We start from the raw sequence: 16899 nt of genomic DNA on the forward strand, positions 1-16899 counted from the left end.
AAAAGAAGAGCAGTCGATTACAATGAAAGTGAGGTGAGGAAGATGAAGCAGCTGTCAGCATGGATGCGGGAGCCTGTGGCCCGCGCGGCGGCGCAGTTTTTGCGTGTGATTTGTTATTTTGTGATCGGCTTTTTCCTGTTGGGGCTGCTTTTGAGCGCCCTGGGGCGCCAGACCTTTGAATTGCACACGGGCGAAGGCGTATACGAGCGCGCCATTTACGCAGAGGAAAACCACGAACCGGCTTCCCGCAGCCTGACCGTCACGTCCCCCGATTCGGTGTACGTGTGGGCACAGGACGGCGAGATCGACCCGGCGGTGCGGGTCTTTCTGGTTTTATTGTACGCGGTGAACGCGGTGCCGCTGGTTGCGGCCTATTGGATTTTGAGCCGGGTGTTTGCCAATATCCACCGGGGCGAAATTTTTTCGCAGCGAAACGCTGCCGGCCTGCTGTATTACGGTCTGCTGCAGCTTTTCACGGCGCTGCTGGTCCCGTTCCTCAAGCTGGGGCTTTGCGGACTGTTCAATCTGTTTTCCCAAAGCCGGATCGCCCTTTCCACCGGGCAAAATCTGCTGAACAACGCCATTCCCAGCATTGCGGTTCTGGTGGCGGCGTATATCCTCTCGTACGGGGTCAGCCTGCAGGACGAGGTGGACCACACATTATGATCATCATTCGACTGGACCGGGTCCTGGCGGACCGAAAAATGCGGCTGAACGATCTGGCTGCCAAAGTGGGCATTTCCAATGTCAATTTATCGTACTTAAAAACCGGGAAAGTGCGGGCGGTGCGCTTCAGCACGCTGGATGCCATCTGCAAAGCGCTGGACTGCCAGCCCGGCGACATTCTGGAATACGTGGAAGACGAAGAAGAAGGGTGCTGACTGGCGGTCGGCACCCTTCTTTGTCACAAGTCGTCGGCGTCCTGCACGGGCGTCTCGGCGGGATCTTCGGGGCGGCCGGTGTAGCTGCCGAAGGGGTCCGCCGGGTCCGGCCGCGCACGGCGTGCGGCGCGCACGGCCGGCGCGTTCATAGGGTCTTTTTTCATGGCTGGTCCTCCTTTCCGTTTGTATATAACATGTGCCGGCGGGCCATGCTATATACATCATGGAAAGGAGGGGGAAGATGAAGCGTTCCAAACTGTTCTGGCGCTCGCTGCTGATGTCGCTGGCGGTGATTCTGCCCTTCTATCTGGTGGTGGCGGCGTATGGGTTCAGCCGGGCGGCCCCGGTGCAGGAGATCCGCACGGATGTGCCCATCACGCACCCCACTTCCACCGACGCCAAAACCCTTCTGGTGATGACCGGCGCCGAAGAGCCGGAGCACTTTGTGCTGCTTCGGTTTGACGCCATGGAAAACCGGGTTGCCACCATGGCGGTGCCCGCCCAGCTGGCCGTGCCCGGGACGGGCGGCCAGCAAAGCCTGCTGCAGGCGGTGCAGAGCGCGGGCCCGGCCCAGGCCGCGGAGCTTCTGTACCAGGTGCTGGGGGTTCCGGTCAGCGATTATGTGTACTGTGACGGGGATCTGCTGGCACAGCTGACGGCCGGGCTGGGAAACGCCAGCATGAGCCTGGCCAATTATATGAGCGCCGCCACCTTGGGCGAGCTGCAGCTGAGCATTCCGGGGGTGGGCAGCATGGCGCTCAACACCGAACTGTTCAGCCAGGTGCTGCAGGCGGGGGCGGCCAATCCGGAGCGGGAGCTGCTTTTGCGGGCCGAGGGATACCTGGCCTTTCTGAAGGCGGGCATGGAGCATTTGACCCAGGTGCTGCCCGACGCCATGCGCACGGCTGTGAGCCGGTGCTCCACCGCGCTGACCGCCACCAAAATCTACGATTATGAGCGCATTTTCCGCTTTTTGGAGAAGCAGTCGCCGGAGTGCCGGTCCTTTACGCTGCCGGGGGAATACGGCGAGGACGGTTTGTTCCGCCCCGGCCAGCAGGCGGATGCTGTGGTGCAAAGTTTCCTCAGCGGCGACGAGGCCGATTGACAGGCGGCTTTGCAAAAAGAAAAAGGGAGGCATTGCCTCCCTTTTGGTGTTTGTGAAGTCTTAAAGTTTCGCACAGCCCAGCTTTGCCAGGAACCGGTCAAAAGCGGCCTGACCCGCCGGGGTCTGCTTGAACACGCCCGCGTGCTCCAGGCAGGTCTCAAACTTGGCGCCGATCTCCTGTTTGACGATCTCCAGCGCCTTGGCCTCGCTGGTGCCGCAGCCGTATTTTTCCACCAGAAAATCGATCCAGTCGCTGTGCTCGGGCGCGGCGGCCTTGGCGTCGGCGGCGTCCATGCGGCCCGCCAGCACCTTGGCCACCAGGGCCGACTGCTTCTCCAGCCGGCTGGGCAGAATGGCCAGGCCCATGACCTCGATCAGGCCGATGTTCTCTTTCTTGATGTGGTGGATCTCGGGATGGGGATGGAAGATGCCCGCCGGGTACTCTTCGCTGGTGCGGTTGTTCCGGGGAACCAGATCCAGCACATAGCCCGCCTCGCTGTCGTAGTGCAAAATGGGGGTCACGGTGTTGTGGGCCACGCTCTCGCCGTTCTCCTCGGTGGTGGCCAGAATGTCCGCCGCCGCGTCGGAATAGCCGCGCCAGGTCTGCAGGAACTGCTCGGCAAAGGCCTGCATCTGGGCCACGTCACGGCCGGTGACGCGCACAGTGCTCACCGGCCAGCGCAGCGTTTCGATCTTCACGTCCGGATACGCCGGGTGCTGATAGGTGTTCAGCGTCTGGGCGCGCTGCATGGGGAAGGTGTAGCGGCCGCCCTGGAAGTGCATGTGGCTGAGAATGCTGCCGCCCACAATGGGCAGGTCCGCGTTGGAGCCGCAGGTGTAATGGGGAAACTGGCGCACAAAATCAAACAGCTGGGCAAAGGTGCGGGGCTGAATGCGCATGGGCTCGTGTTTTTCCGCGAACACGATGCAGTGCTCGTTGTAATAGACATAGGGGCTGTACTGCAGGTACCAGCGCTCGCCGCACAGGCTCAGGGGCACGATGCGGTGGTTCTGGCGCGCGGGGAAGTTCACCCGGCCCGCGTAGCCGATGTTCTCCGGGCACAGCATGCACTTGGGATAGCTGGCCGCGGGCTGCAGGCGCTCCAAAGCGATGGTCTTGGGGTCCTTTTCCGGCTTGGTCAGGTTGATGGTGATCTCCAGCGTGCCGTATTTGCAGGGATAGTCCCACTGAATATTTTTGGCGATCTGTGCGGTGCGGATGTAGTTGGACACGATGCACAAATCGTAGAAGTAGTCCGTGGCGGCCTTGGAACCGCCCGTTTTCCACAGTGCGTCAAACTTGGCGGCCACCTCGCTTTCCCGGGGCATGACCGCACCCATGATGCGCGCTTCAAAGTTCACGCGCAAAGCGGGCACCTCGTTGTCAAACAGGCCTTTTTCGGCGGCGCAGTCCAAAAGGCCTTCCAAAATTTCCGTGGGTACGTCCAAATGTTCCTCGGGCACTTCCCCCGACCAGGGCTCGGACAGGCCGAACAGGTCCAGCAGGGTGTTGCGGGCCACATACTCGTCCAGTTCGGTGATGAGCGAATGTTGCAGGCTGAAACGAAGCAGCCGTTCGATCAGAAGCGCGGTCTCTGCCATGAAAACTCCTCCTCTTGTGGAAAACAAAAAGCTTGGTTCGCATCGGTCTTTATCTTCATTATATCGGCGGCAGCCCGCGCTTTCCATGTACTTTTGTTGTGGAATGCGGCGAATCTGTCCCCACTTGACAAACCGGCCGCGGGAATGGTACCATAAAAGCCAAAGGCAGCGACGGAGAAAAGTAAGGCGATCCGGCAGGCAAAGCGAGCGGGGGATGGTGGAAGCCCTGCGCCGCGCCCCGCGTGAAGAACCCTCCCGAGCCGCAAGCCGAACACTTTCGGGCCAGTAGGTGCGCCGTGGGCAGCGCGTTAAGCTGCAACGCTTTTTCGAGCGGAAAAGGGACCGCCTTCGGCGGTAATTTAGGTGGCACCGCGGATCTGACAGCGATTCGTCCTAAAGAGGACGGTCGGGCTGTCGGATTTTTTATTTTCAGGAGTGATGTACAATGAAACGAACGGAGATTCGCCAGCTCTACCGCGAGACCCCGGCGGACGGCGCGGTTGTCACCGTGTGCGGCTGGGCCAGAACGGTGCGCGATTCCAAGAACATCGGCTTCATCGAACTGTCGGACGGCGGCTGCTTCAAGCCGCTGCAGATCGTGTTCGAAGCGGCCAAGCTGGACAACTACCGGGAGATCGCCAAGGCCGGTGTGGGCACCAGCCTGCAGGTGACCGGCCGGGTGGTGCTGACCCCGGGCGCCAAGCAGCCCTTTGAGGTGAACGCCGACGAAATTCGGGTGCTGGGTGTCTGCGGCCCCGAGTATCCTTTGCAGAAAAAACGCCACACGGTTGAATTTTTGCGCACCATGCCTCATCTGCGCCCCCGCACCAACACCTTTGCGGCGGCCTTCCGGGTGCGCAGCGTGGCAGCTTACGCCATTCACAAGTTCTTCCAGGAGAACGGCTTTGTCTACGCCCATACGCCGCTGATCACCGGGTCCGACTGCGAGGGCGCAGGCGAGATGTTCCGGGTGACCACGCTGGATCTGGACAATGTGCCCCGCACCGAGGACGGAACCGTGGACTTCTCCCAGGACTTCTTCGGCCGTTCCACCAACCTGACCGTGTCCGGCCAGCTGGAAGCCGAGGCCATGGCCACGGCTTTCGGCAAGGTGTACACCTTTGGCCCCACCTTCCGGGCGGAGAATTCCAACACGCCCCGTCATGCGGCGGAGTTCTGGATGATTGAGCCGGAGATCGCCTTTGCGGACCTGGCCGACGACATGGACCTGGCCGAGGCCATGGTCAAAAGCGTCATCGCCTATGTGCTGGAGCAGTGCCCCGCCGAGCTGGCGTTCTTCAACCAGTTCTTTGACAAGGGCCTGCTGGAGCGCCTGAACGCGCTGGTCAACAGCGAGTTCGTGCGCGTCAGCTACACCGAGGCCGTGGAACTTTTGAAAGCCCACAACGACCAGTTCCAGTACAAAGTGGACTGGGGCACCGACCTGCAGACCGAGCACGAGCGCTATCTGACCGAGCAGATCTACAAAAAGCCGGTGTTCGTCACCGATTATCCCAAGGAGATCAAGTCCTTCTACATGCGGCTGAACGACGACGGCAAGACCGTGGCCGCGGCGGATATGCTGGTGCCGGGCGTGGGCGAACTAATCGGCGGCAGCCAGCGTGAAGAGCGCCTGGACGTGCTGGAAGCACGCATGGCGGAGCTGGGCCTGGGCAAAGAGGACTACGAGTGGTATCTGGACCTGCGGCGGTTCGGCAGCGTGGAGCACGCGGGCTTCGGCCTGGGCTTCGAGCGCCTGATCATGTATTTGACGGGCATCCCCAACATCCGGGACGTGATCCCCTTCCCCCGCACGGCCGGCGGCTTTTAAATGAAAACAAAAAGGGAGCAGAACTGCTCCCTTTTTGGTAGGACAAGAAAGCAGGGAGAGGCAGCTGCCTCTCCCTGCTTTTTTACGGTTTCTTTTTGGAAAGCTGCAGAATGCCGCAGACGCCGGCAACGGCACACAAAACCGCGGGAATGCCGGTCCCCAGGTTGTTCATTTCCATACCGCCGGCGCCGATCAGCACCACCGCCGCCACAAAGTTCATGACAATGCAGAAAACAAACGCTTTCATATTGCTTTCCATCCTTTTATTGGCAGATCTTTGCAAGCTCTTCCATCAGCTGCGACGCGTCGTTCAGCCGGTGCGTCCGGTAGTTGGCGGAAAGTTCGCCCGCCTCGGAAAAATACACCGTGGCCACCCACGCATTTTCATCAAAGGTGTGCACATAAGCCACCCGGTCCGACAATTTCCGGGTGGAGCCGTCGGAAAAGGGCGTGTGCAGGGTCCGGTGGTAAGTGGCGTCTGCAAACAGCGCCCGAATGAGGTCCTGCTGTTCCGGGGTAAGGCGGTCGTATTGAGAGACCTCCATGTGGGGCTTGCCGTTCTCAATGGTGGTCTGTTCCAGCAAAACCAGCAGCTGATCGCTGCCGTTCAGCGTATCCGCCAGGGGCAGCGGCCGAAAATAAACAAACAGGCCGATGGCGGCAAGCACCAAAAGTCCCGCTGCCAGCCGTTTCTTTTTCATGGGTTCGGTCTCCCTTCTATCCGGTCAGGGTGTTTCCGGGTGCCAGGTCCGGCCGGTCCGGCCGGAAGCATAGACGCCCAGCACCACTTCCAGTGCCTGACGGCCCTGCTGCGCGTCCACCAGCAGCGGCGTGCCGTTGCGCACAGCGTCCACAAAATTGGCAATTTGCAGCGTATGGCCCGCCGCGCCGATGGCATTGGGGTCGGCTGCGCCGCTGTTGGCTCCTTCGCCCACAGGCACCGGGCAGGGGATGGGAAGGTCCCAGCGGACCAGAGCGTCCTCCACCAGTACGATGCTGCCTTCGGTGCCGCAGATCTCCAGCCGCCGGGGATAGCCCGGATGGCAGGCGGTGGAACCGGTGAGCGTGCCCACCGCACCGTTTTCAAATTCCAGCAAAGCGGCGGCCGTGTCCTCCACTTCGATGGCGTGGGCGCGGGTGAGCACCGACGCCCGGATGCTGGTCACCGGGCCCATCAGCCAGCGCAGAAGATCGACCCCGTGGATGCCCTGGTTCATCAGGGCGCCGCCGCCGTCCATGGCCCAGGTCCCCCGCCAGCCGCCGGCCTGGTAATAGGCTTCGCTGCGGTAATAGTTCATGGACAGATTGGCGCACACAAGCCGGCCGAACGCCCCGGCGTCCAGCGCCTGCCGCACGGCCTGCACCGCCGGCTGAAACCGAAGCTGGGAGATCACGCACACCTTGCGGCCGGTCTGCCGGGCGGCGGCCAGAACCCGGTCCGCGTCTTCCAGCGTCAGGCTCATGGGCTTTTCCACCACCACGTGCTTCCCGGCGGCCATGGCTTCCAGCGCCTGCCGGGCGTGCAGACCGCTGGGGGTGCACAGGCATACGGCGTCCACCGGGCCTGCCAGCAGCTCTTCCAGAGTGTCAAAAGCGCGGGCGCCATGGGCGGCGGCGAAGGTGCGGGCTTTTTGAGGGTTGCCGGAACAGCAGGCGGTCAGCACCGCGCCGGAGGTGTTTTCAATGGCCTGTGCGTGGAAAGCAGCGACGGAGCCGCAGCCCACAATGCCGAAACGAAGCAGTTCTTCCATGTGGAGTCCTCCTCAAAATGTGGTAAATGCGTAAAGAATCAACCGAAGCCCCAAAAGCGCCAGCCCTGCGGCGCACAGGCCCACCACCACGGAAATTCCCCGGCTTTGGGTCATGCGCCGCGCCTTGGCCAGCAGCAGAAGGCCGCATAAAACAAACAGCGCTCCGGTGAACAGAAACATGCGCAGATCCTCCGTCAAACAAAAAAGGGCAGGCCCGGCCTCGGGGCCGAACCTGCCCTTCGGAACACAAAAGGCAAAACCGTTTATTCGTAATCGTCCTCTCCGCCGCCGCGGGAGAAATCGTGGGCGCGCTCTTCCAGCTGGGTGATGCGCTTTTGCAGCGCCGCCAGCTCGGCCCGCACAATGTCGGGATAATCCCGCTGGTTCAGCACTTCACTTTCGTGCTGCACCTTGTTGCCGTTGATGCGCACCACCCGGGCCGGAATGCCGATGGCGGTGGCGTTGGCCGGAATGTTGGCCAGCACCACGCTGTTGGCGCCGATGCGGCTGTTTTCGCCGATGACGATGGGGCCCAGCACCTTGCACCCGGTGCCGATGAGCACGTTGTCGCAAATGGTGGGGTGGCGCTTGCCCTCGTCCTTGCCGGTACCGCCCAGCGTCACGCCGTGGTACAGCGTCACGTTGTTGCCGATCTCGGCGGTCTCGCCGATGACGACCCCCGCGCCGTGGTCGATGAAAAGTCCGTCGCCAATGGTGGCGCCGGGATGGATCTCGATGCCCGTGAATCCGCGTCCCCACTGACTGACCATCCGCGCCAGGAAAAAGCGCCGGTGCCGGAACAGCCAGTGCGACACCCTGTAGAACACCAGCGCATGGAAGCCCGGATACAACAGCATGACCTCGGCCAGCGTCCGGGCGGCCGGGTCCTTCTCCCGCATGGAACGGGCGTCTGCCAAAAGGCCCATGCACAACACTCCTTTGTCTACAAAATCAGGATACATACAAGTATACCATGCCAAAAGCCGTCGCACAAGCGCAAAAAAACGGGCGCGGAAGGCTTTTCCTTCCGCGCCCGCAACACCCCTCAAAGTTTGTGCGCTCAGTTTTCGGCTTTGGCCGGCTCCTGAGCCAGCAGTTTTTTCACGCCCTGCACAGCCACGATGATGCCCACGGCGATCAGCGCGATCACCGCCAGCATGGACTCCATCAGCATGGCGCCGAAGGAGACGGGAAGCATGTTCTTCTCATTTTTGATCTGCTTGGACGCAGTGCCCGAGGACACCAGGCTGTGGAAGCCGGACACAGCGCCGCAGGCGATGGTGACGAAAAGAATGGGGAACATGTAGCCCGTACCCTCCACGTAGAAGGAGGTGAAGGCCGGCAGGTGATGGAAGGATTGGTCAGCAGAACGCCCACCACGGCGGCCACGATCATGAACACCAGCAGGTAGCTGTTCAGATAGTCACGGGGCTGCAGCAGCGCCCACACAGGCACTACGCTGGCCACGAAGATGTAGGCGAAGATCACCAGGTGCCAGGTGCCCTGGGAGATGAACACCGGAGCGTGCAGGCCCACGGCCACGCCCGCCACCAGCAGCAGGATGGCAATGGCGGTGTTCACCCATTTGTGCAGCTTGCCGTAGCGCAGCAAAAAGCCCAGAGCCACGGCTTCCACAATGAACAGCATGGAGGTGGTGGCCACGTTGCCGTTGGCCACGATCTGCGAACCGTCGGCCGCAAAGCCGTTGAATGTGCCCGCGACCACGTCCGCAAAAGCGGCGACCACCAGAATGCAGAACAGCCAGCAGAACAGAAGGAACAGCTTTTTGCCCCATTTGCCGATGTATTCTTCAATGATGTAGCCGATGGTGCGGCCCTTGTTTTTCACAGAGGCGTACATGGATGAGAAGTCCTGCACGGCGCCGAAGAACACGCCGCCGATGAGCACCCACAAAAGCACGGGTACCCAGCCGAACACCGCGGCCTGGATGGGGCCGTTGATGGGGCCTGCGCCTGCGATGGAGGCGAACTGGTGGCCGAAGACCACGTTGGTGTCCGCCGGTTCATAGTCCACGCCGTCTTCGAATTCGTAGGCGGGTGTTTTTGCGTTGGGGTCGATGCCCCAGGTTTTCGCCAGCCAGCGGCCATAGACCAGATAGCCGGCGCCCAGCACGACGATGGCGATGCACATCATGATGAGTCCGTTCATATTGATTCCCTCTCTCGTTGATTTTTCACCGTTAAAAAAACAGGGTTTCGCCTTCTTTGTGAAGACGAAACCCTGTATACAGGTTCCGCGGTACCACTTCGCTTGCCGCAAGCGCGGCCCCTTTGCGGTGTCGAAAAAACACGCCCGCCGATAACGGGGCGGCGTCCGGCCGCGTTTACTGGGAAGAATCCGTTGGACGCGGCTGCTCGCAGGGGATGCCTAACCTGGTCTGCTGCCGCCTTGCACCATCCGGCGGTTCTCTGAAAGCAGGGGCCCATGCAGTACTGCCTGTTCGCTGCATTTAACGATGTTGATGTGTATTATCATACCGCCAGAGGGGCATTCGTCAATGGCAAAATGCAATAAGTTTACCAACTAAACACTATGCGCGTTGTGAAATTTACACACAAAGAAAGCGGAGGACGTATCCTCCGCTTTCTGAGTTAAACACTGTGCGATCGAGAGCCGGACCCCCGGCGGCGTCAGGAAGCCGCGTGCTTTTTGGCCTCTTTTTCCGCCAGCCGGTACTGGGTGACGCGGCGCATCAGCGTGTACAGAATGCTGCACACCGGCACGGCAAACAGCATGCCGCCGATGCCCCACAAACTGCCGCCCACCGTGACGCTGGCCAGCACCCAAATGGCGGGCAGACCCACCGAGGAACCCACCACCCGGGGATAGATCAGGTTTCCTTCGATCTGCTGCAGCGTCAACAGGAAAATCACAAACAGAATGGCCTGAACGGGGTCCACCATCATGATCATGAAGGCGCCCACCACAGTGCCGATCACCGCGCCCACAATGGGGATCAGAGCGCAGAAGCCCACCAGCGCGCCGATCATGGGCGCATAGGGAAAACGGAACAGCGTCATGCCCAGCCAGCAAAGCGTGCCCAGAATGCAGGCCTCAATGCACTGGCCGGTGACAAAACTGGCAAAAGTGTCGGAGGAAAGGCGCGCCACATACAAGAGCCCTTTGGCGAAGCGCTCGGGCAGGAAGGCACGGCAGACCGCCGTGCACTGGGCTTTCAGCTTTTCCTTGCCCAGCAGGATGTACAGCGCCAGAATGAAGGCGATGACCACATTGGTCACACCGCCCACCGTGGCGGAAATGACCTGCACGGTGCCGCCCAGCAGGGAGCTGAATTGGCCGGTCAGGTAGGTGATGATGTCCCGGCCGGTTTTGGCCCAGTCGATGTCCAGCCCGGCCAGCCAGCTCTCCAGCTGGGGAAAGCGGTCGGCGTTGTCCTGCAGCCAGGCCGTGACTTGGGCCAGGAAGGGCGGCACGGTGTTGGCCAGCACCACAAGGGCATTGACCAGTTCCGGAACCACCAGCCAGAACACCGCGGTGAGCACAGCCAGAATGAACACCAGCGAGATGAGGATGCACAGGGGCCGGCGCAGCCGCTTCAGCACCGGCTTTTGAGTGCGGAGGAACAGGTGCCGTTCCAGAAAGCGCATGGGCACATTCAGCACAAAGGCAATGCAGAAGCCCAGCGTCAGCGGGAACAGCACCCCGGCCAGCATGCCCAGCGCCGCGCCCAGCAGCGCCAGGTTGCACAGTGCCCAGTACAAGATCACGCAGCCGCCCAGCACCAGTGCCAGGCGCAGCAGAGTGGGTTTATCCAGTTTCATAAAAGCACCTCTTTCGTCAGCTGATATAGGCCATGGGATCGGTGAGAGAACCGCCGATGTACAGCTCCAGATGGCAGTGGTTGCCCGAAGAGTAACCGGTGGAACCCACATAGCCGATGACCTGGCCGCGCGCCACACCCTGGCCGGCGCTTACCGCCAGGCTGGAGCAGTGGGCGTACAAAGTGGCCATGCCGTTGCCGTGGTCGATCTTCACATAGTTGCCCCAGCTGTAATGCCAGCCGGCCTCCACCACGGTGCCGCTGTCGCAGGCGTAGATGGGGGCGCCGTAGGGGGCCCGCAGGTCCACGCCCCGGTGGCCGCCCTGGCCGAACCGGGTGCTGATGCCCACGTAGTCCGGCACCGGGAACACCAGAACGCCCGAGCCGGTGATGGAGGTGGTGGGCGGCGTCTGGGTGCCCACTGCCACGATGCGGGGCGTCATCTCCTCGGTGACCGTGACCTGCAGCGGCACGCGGGAGACCTCCTGCCCGTCGATGCTGGTCACTTCGGCCACCACATGCTGGGAGCCGTTCCGGCCGGCCTGGATCACCTTCCGCACGCCGGTGTAATATTCGTCGCTCTCCACCTCTTCGGTGGTGTAGGCGATCTCCTCGTCGTACTCCACCACGTCGATGGTCTTGACCTTCAGATAATCCGGGTTGGAATACAGGGCGTCGATCAGGGTGTCGGTGCTTTCAATGGACGAGGTGAAATACACGCCGGGCACCAGCTGCACGTCCTGGGCGAATTCCACCCGGTGGCTTTCGTTCTGGCTCTCCTGATAAGGGGCCAGGGCCTGGTTGAGCACGTCCTGAATGGCTTGGCCGTCGGTGGCCACGCCCAGCAGCTCGCCGTTGATGTGTACGCCCGTGGCGTTCTGGATCTCGTCGCTGGCGCTGGCGATGATGTCGTCCGCCAGCTGGAAGGCCGTGGACCGGGCGGCCGCGTCAATGGGGCGAATGGAGAAGGTGGGCTCGGCGGTCCAGTCCCGGGCGCTCTCATCCGAAGCGATGATGCGCTCGCGCACGTAGTTTTCGGCGCTTTCCCACACGTTTTCATTCTCAATGAAGCCCAGCATCTGGCCGTTGTACTCCACGGCCAGCGAGTAGTCGTAGGACAGGACCTGATGCACGGTGAACACCAGCACCGCCGCCGCGCCCAGCGGCATCAGGTAACGAAGGGCGTTGCCCACCAGATAGCGGTAGGCCTTTACGCCGCTTTTCAGATAGTTCAGACCGTCTTTGCTTCCCTCGCCTTCCTGCGCGGCCCGGTAGGCGTTGCGCAGGCCCCGGGCAAAGCGGCGGAAGGGCTCGGTCAGATCCTGTACGATCAGGCCGAAAAAGCGCAGGACCGGCAGCAGAAACAGCAGCGTCAGCGCAACGGCGCCGCTGCGCAGCGCCCGCAGAATGCGGCGCAACCGGCGGCCCGCCCGCACAAAGGCGTATTCGGTCTGCTGGCCCACCCGGTAAAACAGCTGGCCCAGGGCGTTCCAAACGGCCCCGGCGGGAATTTTTCCGTTCTGCGGCTGGGCGGCGCCGTCATTGGCGCCCCGCTGCAGGTTGGTCACGATCTTGTGCAGCACCGGGGTATCCGCTTTGGGTGCGGCGGCCTGCTCCTGGGGCGCGTCTGCGGCCGGCGCTGTCTCCGACTGCTGCGCAGGCAGGTTTTCCGGTGTGTGATTGGTAGGTTCCATGGGTTGCTCCTTACTGTGCAAAATACAAACCGCTGCTTCCGTCGAACAAAGCGGCGGGGTCAATGCTCTGGTTGCCGATGCGGGCCTCAAAGAACAGGCGTTCGCCGCTCAGCCCCAGCTGAGCGCCCTGCTCCAGCGTCTGGCCCTTTTCACAACTCAGCCGTGACAGGTAGAAAAAGTAGGTTTTCAGGCCCGCGCCGTGGTCCAGCACCACGGTGTTGCCCGTCAGCTCCAGCGAGCCCGCAAACACCACGGTGCCCGCGGCCGGCGCCGTCACCGGCGACGAGGCCGCACAGCTGTATTCCACGCCGCTGGAGCGGCTGGGGCTTTGGCTGCCGCCCTCGTACACAAACGAGCCGTAGGGCACGCTTTCCACGGCGGACGCCAGAGGCGCCGTGAACCGGCCGCTCCAGGCCGGGGGTGTGGCGGACATACTGTACAGCGGATAGATGGCGTCCCGCCACTGCTGCAAAGCTGCGGCCGACGCAGGCTCGGACGCGGGCGGATACAGGCGGGGATAATCCCGGTGCACCACGGTGACCACCGCGCTTTGCACAAAATCGCCGCAGCGCACGGTCACGGCATAGTCGCCCGATTCCCGGTTGTAGTGCAGGCCCAGAAACGCCGCCTTTCCGCCGGGCACGTCCACGAAGGGCGTGGCGGGAAGATCGCTTTCCAGCTGCAGAGCCGCACCTTCGTCCAGCACGCCGCTGACCCGTACGCACACCACGCCGCCCTGTTCCAGCCGCGTGGAAGAGAACTGCACCTGCGGGGGCGCATTGACCGTGAAGGCCGCTTCATACCGAAAAACACCGTACCCCTTGCCCGCCCGGGGCTTGATCTCCACCGTGGCCCGCAGAATGTGCGTGCCGTTTTGGGAGAACGAAAGCTCCGTCCGCTGGGCGGAGTTCTCGCTGTACAGCGTGGCGCCGTCCGGCCCGGTGACCGTCAGGGCCACCAGCGCGTCTTTGGGAAGAGACAGGGGCACGGTGGCCTGCCCGATCTCGCCCAGGTCCTGCCGCGGAGAAGCGGCGGGTGCATAGGTTTTATACAGCACACCGTTCAGCACGGGCGCGTGCCATTCGCACTGGGTAGGGGTCAGGGTCTGCCCGTTCAGCGTCAGGGCAGGGGGCTCAAAGTCCGTCTCGTCGGTGCTGCGGTACAGCCAGAACAGCGTGCCGCCCACCAGGCCGCCCACCAGAACGGCCACCAGCAAAAGCCAGAGCAAGGTACGTTTCAGTGCGCGCATCCCACCGCCCCCTTACTGTATAATTAAGTTATTATAGCATATAAAAGGCATTTTCGTCAAAAAAGGGCCACGTTCAGGCTGCCCAGGTTCTCCACGTACAGCCCCCGGCGCAGCGCGTACCGCACGGTGTAGGCCGTGCCGCCCGAAGTGCGATTGCAGTAGCTGATGCAGTGGGCGGAGTTGTCCACCAGGTACCGGTCCCGGGCCAGATAGGCTTCCCGGCTTCCCCGGGGCAGCAGGCACACCCGCTTGTCGTACCGGGGCAGCAGCGTTTGCCGCCGGGCGCGCTGCGCGTCGGTCCACCGGCTGGTGAACCCGTCAAAAGGCTCTACCGCGATGACCCGGATCTGAGGATAGAGGGTGTCCCGCAGGTTCAGAAGGACCTCGGCGGCCAGGGTGTCAAACCCCACGGCGCCCCCCACGCCGAAATAGCGAACGCCCTGGGCCAGACGGCCGCGGACGGCCTCGGTCAGGCGGGCCTCCAGAAGCCGGGTATCCGCGGGGAGATCCCGGTGGCCGGTGAGGCAGCAGGTTTGCAGCGCTTTCATACGACCTCCTTATTATAAGGGTTTCTCCCTTCAAGATAAGCCAAAGAGACCGGCCCGTCAAGGGGAATTCCGGCGGCTTTTTTCGATGTTTTATTGCTAAACTTGTTCCAAACGTGGTATACTGGACCCAAATCGTCAAATCACGGAGGGAATGGGAATGCGTCAGTTTTTGGCAAAAGAGTGGCAGGGCGAGGAGACGAACCCCTTGATGACGGTGACGGACAAGGCGAAGCTGTATCCGGACATCATTGATTTTTCCATCGGAGATCCGGATCTTCCGGTGCCGGCGGAGATTCTGGAAAAGGCGGGGGCGGATGCGCTGGCCGGGTACACCAAGTACAGCGACCCCTGGGGATATCCGGAACTGCGGGACGCCATCGTGCGCTTTTACGCCGAGGACTATGGCGTGAACATCGGCCGGGAGAACGTGTTTGTGACCACGGCGGGCTGCGCGGCCATGAGCCTTGTGATGGAAGCCGTGCTGGAAGAAGGAGACGAGGTGCTTGTGTTCGACCCGTACTTCTCGGCCTATGAGCAGCAGGTGCGCATCCCGGGCGGCGTGCCCGTGTGCGTGCCCTGCACCGAAGAGGAGTGCTGGCAGCCCAACGTGCAGCGGGCCGAAGCCTATGTGACCGGCCGCACCAAGGCGCTGCTGATCAACACGCCCAACAACCCCACGGGCGTGTGCTATTCGGACGAGACCCTGGCCGCGCTGGCGGCGTTTGCCCGGCGGCACGATTTGCTGGTCATCGCGGATGACATTTACACCAGTTTTGTGTACGGCGGGCGCTTTGTCCCCATCATGAGCCTGCTGGAGATGGCGCAGCGCACGGTGACCATCAACAGTTTCAGCAAGAACTTTGTGATGACCGGCCTGCGGGTGGGCAACATCGTGGCCCCGGCGGAGATCTGCCGGGCGGTGAAGCGCATCAACGACAGCCTGATCTTCTCCGCGCCCAGCTATTCCCAGCGGGCGGCGCTGTACGCGCTGGAAAAACGGCACGAATACGCGCGGCAGATCGTGCCGGAATTTGAGAAACGCATGGCATACGGCGCAAAGCGCATCCGGGAGATCCCGGGCTTCACCCTCAGCCCTGCGGCGGGGGGCATCTACCTGTTCCCGGGCATCAAAAAGACCGGGCTGACCAGCATGGAGGCCTGCGCCCGGATTCTGGAAGAGGCCCATGTGCTGATGGTGCCCGGCTCGGCCTTCGGCGACGCGGGCGAGGGCTATCTGCGCATCGCCTGCACCGTGGGCGTGGACAAAATGGCCGAGGCCTTTGACCGGATGGCCCAAATGCCCCTGCTGCAATTGAAATAAGGCCGGTGCTCTGGTATACTGGCAAAAACGAGGTGGTTTGCGTGGACAAACTTTCACAGGCGCGCGCCGTCATTGACGAAGTGGACGCCCAGATGGCGCAGCTGTTCTGCCGCCGCATGGACGCGGTGCGGGACGTGGTGGCCTATAAAAAAGAACACGGCCTTCCGGTGCTGGATGCATCCCGGGAAGAGGCTGTGGTGGAAAAGAACCTGGCGCTGCTGCCGGACAAAGCGTACGCCGAATGGTACGAGGACTTTGTGCGGCACAACATGGCCGTGTCCCGGGCGTTTCAAAGCCGGGTGCTGGCCCGGGACGCCGTGGCCTATCAGGGGGTGGAGGGCGCCTTCAGCCACATTGCGCTGACCCGGCTGTTCCCCCATGCAGCGGCCCGGGCGTACCCCACCTGGGCCCAGGTGTTTGACGCGGTGGAAAAGGGCGAGGCCGCCTGCGGCGTGCTGCCCTTTGAAAACAGCCATGCGGGCGACGTCAGCGAAGTGCTGGATCTGTGCTTTGCCCACGAAGACCTGTGCGTGCAGCAGGTGTACGATCTGCCCGTGAGCCAGAACCTTCTGGGCGTGCCCGGCGCAAAGCTGAGCGAGGTCAGGCAGGTGGTGTCGCACCCGCAGGCGCTGCAGCAGTCGGCAAAGTTCCTGCGCACGCTGGGGCTGGAGACCCGGCCCATGGCCAACACCGCCGCCGCGGCCAAGTATGTGGCCGAGACCGGCGACGTGACGCTGGCGGCCATCGCCTCAAAAGAGACGGCGGCCCTGTACGGCCTTGCGGTGCTGGCGGAAGACGTGAACACCAGCGAGAGCAACACCACCCGGTTCATCGTCATCGGACGGGAGATGGCCGCGGCGGGCAACCGGTTCAGCCTGCTGTTTACCGTGGACCATGTGGCCGGCAGTCTGGCCCGGGTGGTGCAGGCCATCGGGGAGATGGGCTTCAACATGGAGTGCATCAAAAGCCGGCCCATGCCCCATGTGCCCTGGGAGTATTACTTTTATGTGGAGCTGGTGGGCGACGTGTCTTCGGACAGCTCCCGCGCGCTGTTGGAAAAACTGAACGGTCTGTGCCGCACCGCCCGGGTGCTGGGCGTGTACGGCCGGGAATAA

General features: G+C 62.3%; 17 protein-coding genes and 1 pseudogene. 6 read left to right on the plus strand and 12 right to left on the minus strand.

From position 1 onward, the window contains the following. The first annotated feature begins 42 nt into the window (after positions 1-42). Together ACKTS9_RS11725 and ACKTS9_RS11730 are read left to right on the plus strand one after the other, a co-directional pair. Positions 43-666, plus strand: a complete 624-nt coding sequence (locus ACKTS9_RS11725; protein WP_349214991.1) for a DUF2975 domain-containing protein — start codon at positions 43-45, stop codon at positions 664-666. Beyond that, a complete protein-coding gene (locus tag ACKTS9_RS11730) occupies positions 660-881 on the plus strand; it encodes a helix-turn-helix domain-containing protein (protein WP_349215034.1) in 222 nt (73 codons plus the stop codon). Before ACKTS9_RS11725 ends, ACKTS9_RS11730 begins: the two co-directional genes overlap by 7 nt. Positions 882-904: 23 nt before the next feature. On the opposite strand, the gene ACKTS9_RS11735 is transcribed toward ACKTS9_RS11730, so the two are convergent. Then, positions 905-1045, minus strand: coding sequence for a hypothetical protein (locus ACKTS9_RS11735; protein ID WP_349214992.1), 141 nt, complete (start codon positions 1043-1045; stop codon positions 905-907). Positions 1046-1122: 77 nt separating this feature from the next. Between ACKTS9_RS11735 and ACKTS9_RS11740 the strand changes: the two genes are divergently transcribed. Then, a complete protein-coding gene (locus ACKTS9_RS11740) occupies positions 1123-1986 on the plus strand; it encodes a hypothetical protein (protein ID WP_349214993.1) in 864 nt (287 codons plus the stop codon). A 60-nt stretch (positions 1987-2046) separates the two neighbouring features. Here ACKTS9_RS11740 and ACKTS9_RS11745 read toward each other — a convergent pair whose 3' ends face one another. Continuing rightward, positions 2047-3588 carry a UDP-glucose--hexose-1-phosphate uridylyltransferase gene (locus ACKTS9_RS11745; RefSeq protein ID WP_349214994.1) on the minus strand — a complete coding sequence of 514 codons (1542 nt, stop codon included), beginning with the start codon at positions 3586-3588 and terminating at the stop codon, positions 2047-2049. Positions 3589-4033: 445 nt separating this feature from the next. Here ACKTS9_RS11745 and asnS point away from each other — a divergent pair, with 445 nt between their 5' ends. Beyond that, complete coding sequence (gene asnS / locus ACKTS9_RS11750) at positions 4034-5419, plus strand: asparagine--tRNA ligase (protein ID WP_349214995.1); 1386 nt, start codon at positions 4034-4036, stop codon at positions 5417-5419. 82 nt (positions 5420-5501) lie between these two features. On the opposite strand, the gene ACKTS9_RS11755 is transcribed toward asnS, so the two are convergent. From ACKTS9_RS11755 to ACKTS9_RS11800, 10 genes and pseudogenes are all read right to left on the minus strand, one after another. Next, a complete protein-coding gene (locus tag ACKTS9_RS11755) occupies positions 5502-5666 on the minus strand; it encodes a hypothetical protein (protein ID WP_349214996.1) in 165 nt (54 codons plus the stop codon). A 16-nt stretch (positions 5667-5682) separates the two neighbouring features. Next, positions 5683-6120 (minus strand): hypothetical protein, encoded by a 438-nt coding sequence (locus ACKTS9_RS11760; protein WP_349214997.1) that lies wholly within the window; start codon positions 6118-6120, stop codon positions 5683-5685. A gap of 24 nt (positions 6121-6144) precedes the next feature. After that, entirely contained in the window at positions 6145-7170 is a 1026-nt protein-coding gene (locus ACKTS9_RS11765) for a Gfo/Idh/MocA family protein (RefSeq protein ID WP_349214998.1), read from the minus strand. Between the two features lie 12 nt (positions 7171-7182). After that, the gene (locus ACKTS9_RS11770; RefSeq protein WP_349214999.1) at positions 7183-7350 is read right to left on the minus strand and encodes a hypothetical protein; all 168 of its coding nucleotides are present in this window, start codon (positions 7348-7350) and stop codon (positions 7183-7185) included. An 83-nt stretch (positions 7351-7433) separates the two neighbouring features. Further along, positions 7434-8096, minus strand: coding sequence for a serine O-acetyltransferase EpsC (gene epsC, locus ACKTS9_RS11775; protein WP_349215000.1), 663 nt, complete (start codon positions 8094-8096; stop codon positions 7434-7436). Between the two features lie 134 nt (positions 8097-8230). Then, positions 8231-9339: pseudogene (locus ACKTS9_RS11780) on the minus strand (carbon starvation protein A). A gap of 482 nt (positions 9340-9821) precedes the next feature. Next, positions 9822-10973, minus strand: coding sequence for an AI-2E family transporter (locus tag ACKTS9_RS11785; protein ID WP_407880967.1), 1152 nt, complete (start codon positions 10971-10973; stop codon positions 9822-9824). Between the two features lie 16 nt (positions 10974-10989). Beyond that, the gene (locus tag ACKTS9_RS11790; RefSeq protein ID WP_407880969.1) at positions 10990-12666 is read right to left on the minus strand and encodes a M23 family metallopeptidase; all 1677 of its coding nucleotides are present in this window, start codon (positions 12664-12666) and stop codon (positions 10990-10992) included. A gap of 10 nt (positions 12667-12676) precedes the next feature. Further along, positions 12677-13915: a M23 family metallopeptidase gene (locus tag ACKTS9_RS11795; protein WP_407880971.1), complete on the minus strand. Its 1239-nt coding sequence runs from the start codon at positions 13913-13915 to the stop codon at positions 12677-12679. A gap of 56 nt (positions 13916-13971) precedes the next feature. Beyond that, a complete protein-coding gene (locus ACKTS9_RS11800) occupies positions 13972-14463 on the minus strand; it encodes an SLOG family protein (protein ID WP_349215005.1) in 492 nt (163 codons plus the stop codon). Between the two features lie 157 nt (positions 14464-14620). Here ACKTS9_RS11800 and ACKTS9_RS11805 point away from each other — a divergent pair, with 157 nt between their 5' ends. Further along, positions 14621-15784 carry an aminotransferase class I/II-fold pyridoxal phosphate-dependent enzyme gene (locus ACKTS9_RS11805; RefSeq protein ID WP_349215006.1) on the plus strand — a complete coding sequence of 388 codons (1164 nt, stop codon included), beginning with the start codon at positions 14621-14623 and terminating at the stop codon, positions 15782-15784. A gap of 41 nt (positions 15785-15825) precedes the next feature. Beyond that, positions 15826-16899: a bifunctional chorismate mutase/prephenate dehydratase gene (locus ACKTS9_RS11810; RefSeq protein ID WP_349215007.1), complete on the plus strand. Its 1074-nt coding sequence runs from the start codon at positions 15826-15828 to the stop codon at positions 16897-16899.

It is taken from the genome of Owariibacterium komagatae, from assembly GCF_045865535.1.
Classification (GTDB): Bacteria; Bacillota; Clostridia; order Oscillospirales; family Ruminococcaceae; genus Ruthenibacterium; species Ruthenibacterium komagatae.

Coding starts and splice junctions, on each gene's coding strand:
- ACKTS9_RS11725 (WP_349214991.1), top strand. CDS start 43: ATGAAGCAGCTGTCAGCATGGATGCGGGAGCCTGTGGCCCGCGCGGCG.
- ACKTS9_RS11735 (WP_349214992.1), bottom strand. CDS start 1,045: ATGAAAAAAGACCCTATGAACGCGCCGGCCGTGCGCGCCGCACGCCGT.
- ACKTS9_RS11740 (WP_349214993.1), top strand. CDS start 1,123: ATGAAGCGTTCCAAACTGTTCTGGCGCTCGCTGCTGATGTCGCTGGCG.
- ACKTS9_RS11745 (WP_349214994.1), bottom strand. CDS start 3,588: ATGGCAGAGACCGCGCTTCTGATCGAACGGCTGCTTCGTTTCAGCCTG.
- asnS (WP_349214995.1), top strand. CDS start 4,034: ATGAAACGAACGGAGATTCGCCAGCTCTACCGCGAGACCCCGGCGGAC.
- ACKTS9_RS11755 (WP_349214996.1), bottom strand. CDS start 5,666: ATGAAAGCGTTTGTTTTCTGCATTGTCATGAACTTTGTGGCGGCGGTG.
- ACKTS9_RS11760 (WP_349214997.1), bottom strand. CDS start 6,120: ATGAAAAAGAAACGGCTGGCAGCGGGACTTTTGGTGCTTGCCGCCATC.
- ACKTS9_RS11765 (WP_349214998.1), bottom strand. CDS start 7,170: ATGGAAGAACTGCTTCGTTTCGGCATTGTGGGCTGCGGCTCCGTCGCT.
- ACKTS9_RS11770 (WP_349214999.1), bottom strand. CDS start 7,350: ATGTTTCTGTTCACCGGAGCGCTGTTTGTTTTATGCGGCCTTCTGCTG.
- epsC (WP_349215000.1), bottom strand. CDS start 8,096: ATGGGCCTTTTGGCAGACGCCCGTTCCATGCGGGAGAAGGACCCGGCC.
- ACKTS9_RS11785 (WP_407880967.1), bottom strand. CDS start 10,973: ATGAAACTGGATAAACCCACTCTGCTGCGCCTGGCACTGGTGCTGGGC.
- ACKTS9_RS11790 (WP_407880969.1), bottom strand. CDS start 12,666: ATGGAACCTACCAATCACACACCGGAAAACCTGCCTGCGCAGCAGTCG.
- ACKTS9_RS11795 (WP_407880971.1), bottom strand. CDS start 13,915: ATGCGCGCACTGAAACGTACCTTGCTCTGGCTTTTGCTGGTGGCCGTT.
- ACKTS9_RS11800 (WP_349215005.1), bottom strand. CDS start 14,463: ATGAAAGCGCTGCAAACCTGCTGCCTCACCGGCCACCGGGATCTCCCC.
- ACKTS9_RS11805 (WP_349215006.1), top strand. CDS start 14,621: ATGCGTCAGTTTTTGGCAAAAGAGTGGCAGGGCGAGGAGACGAACCCC.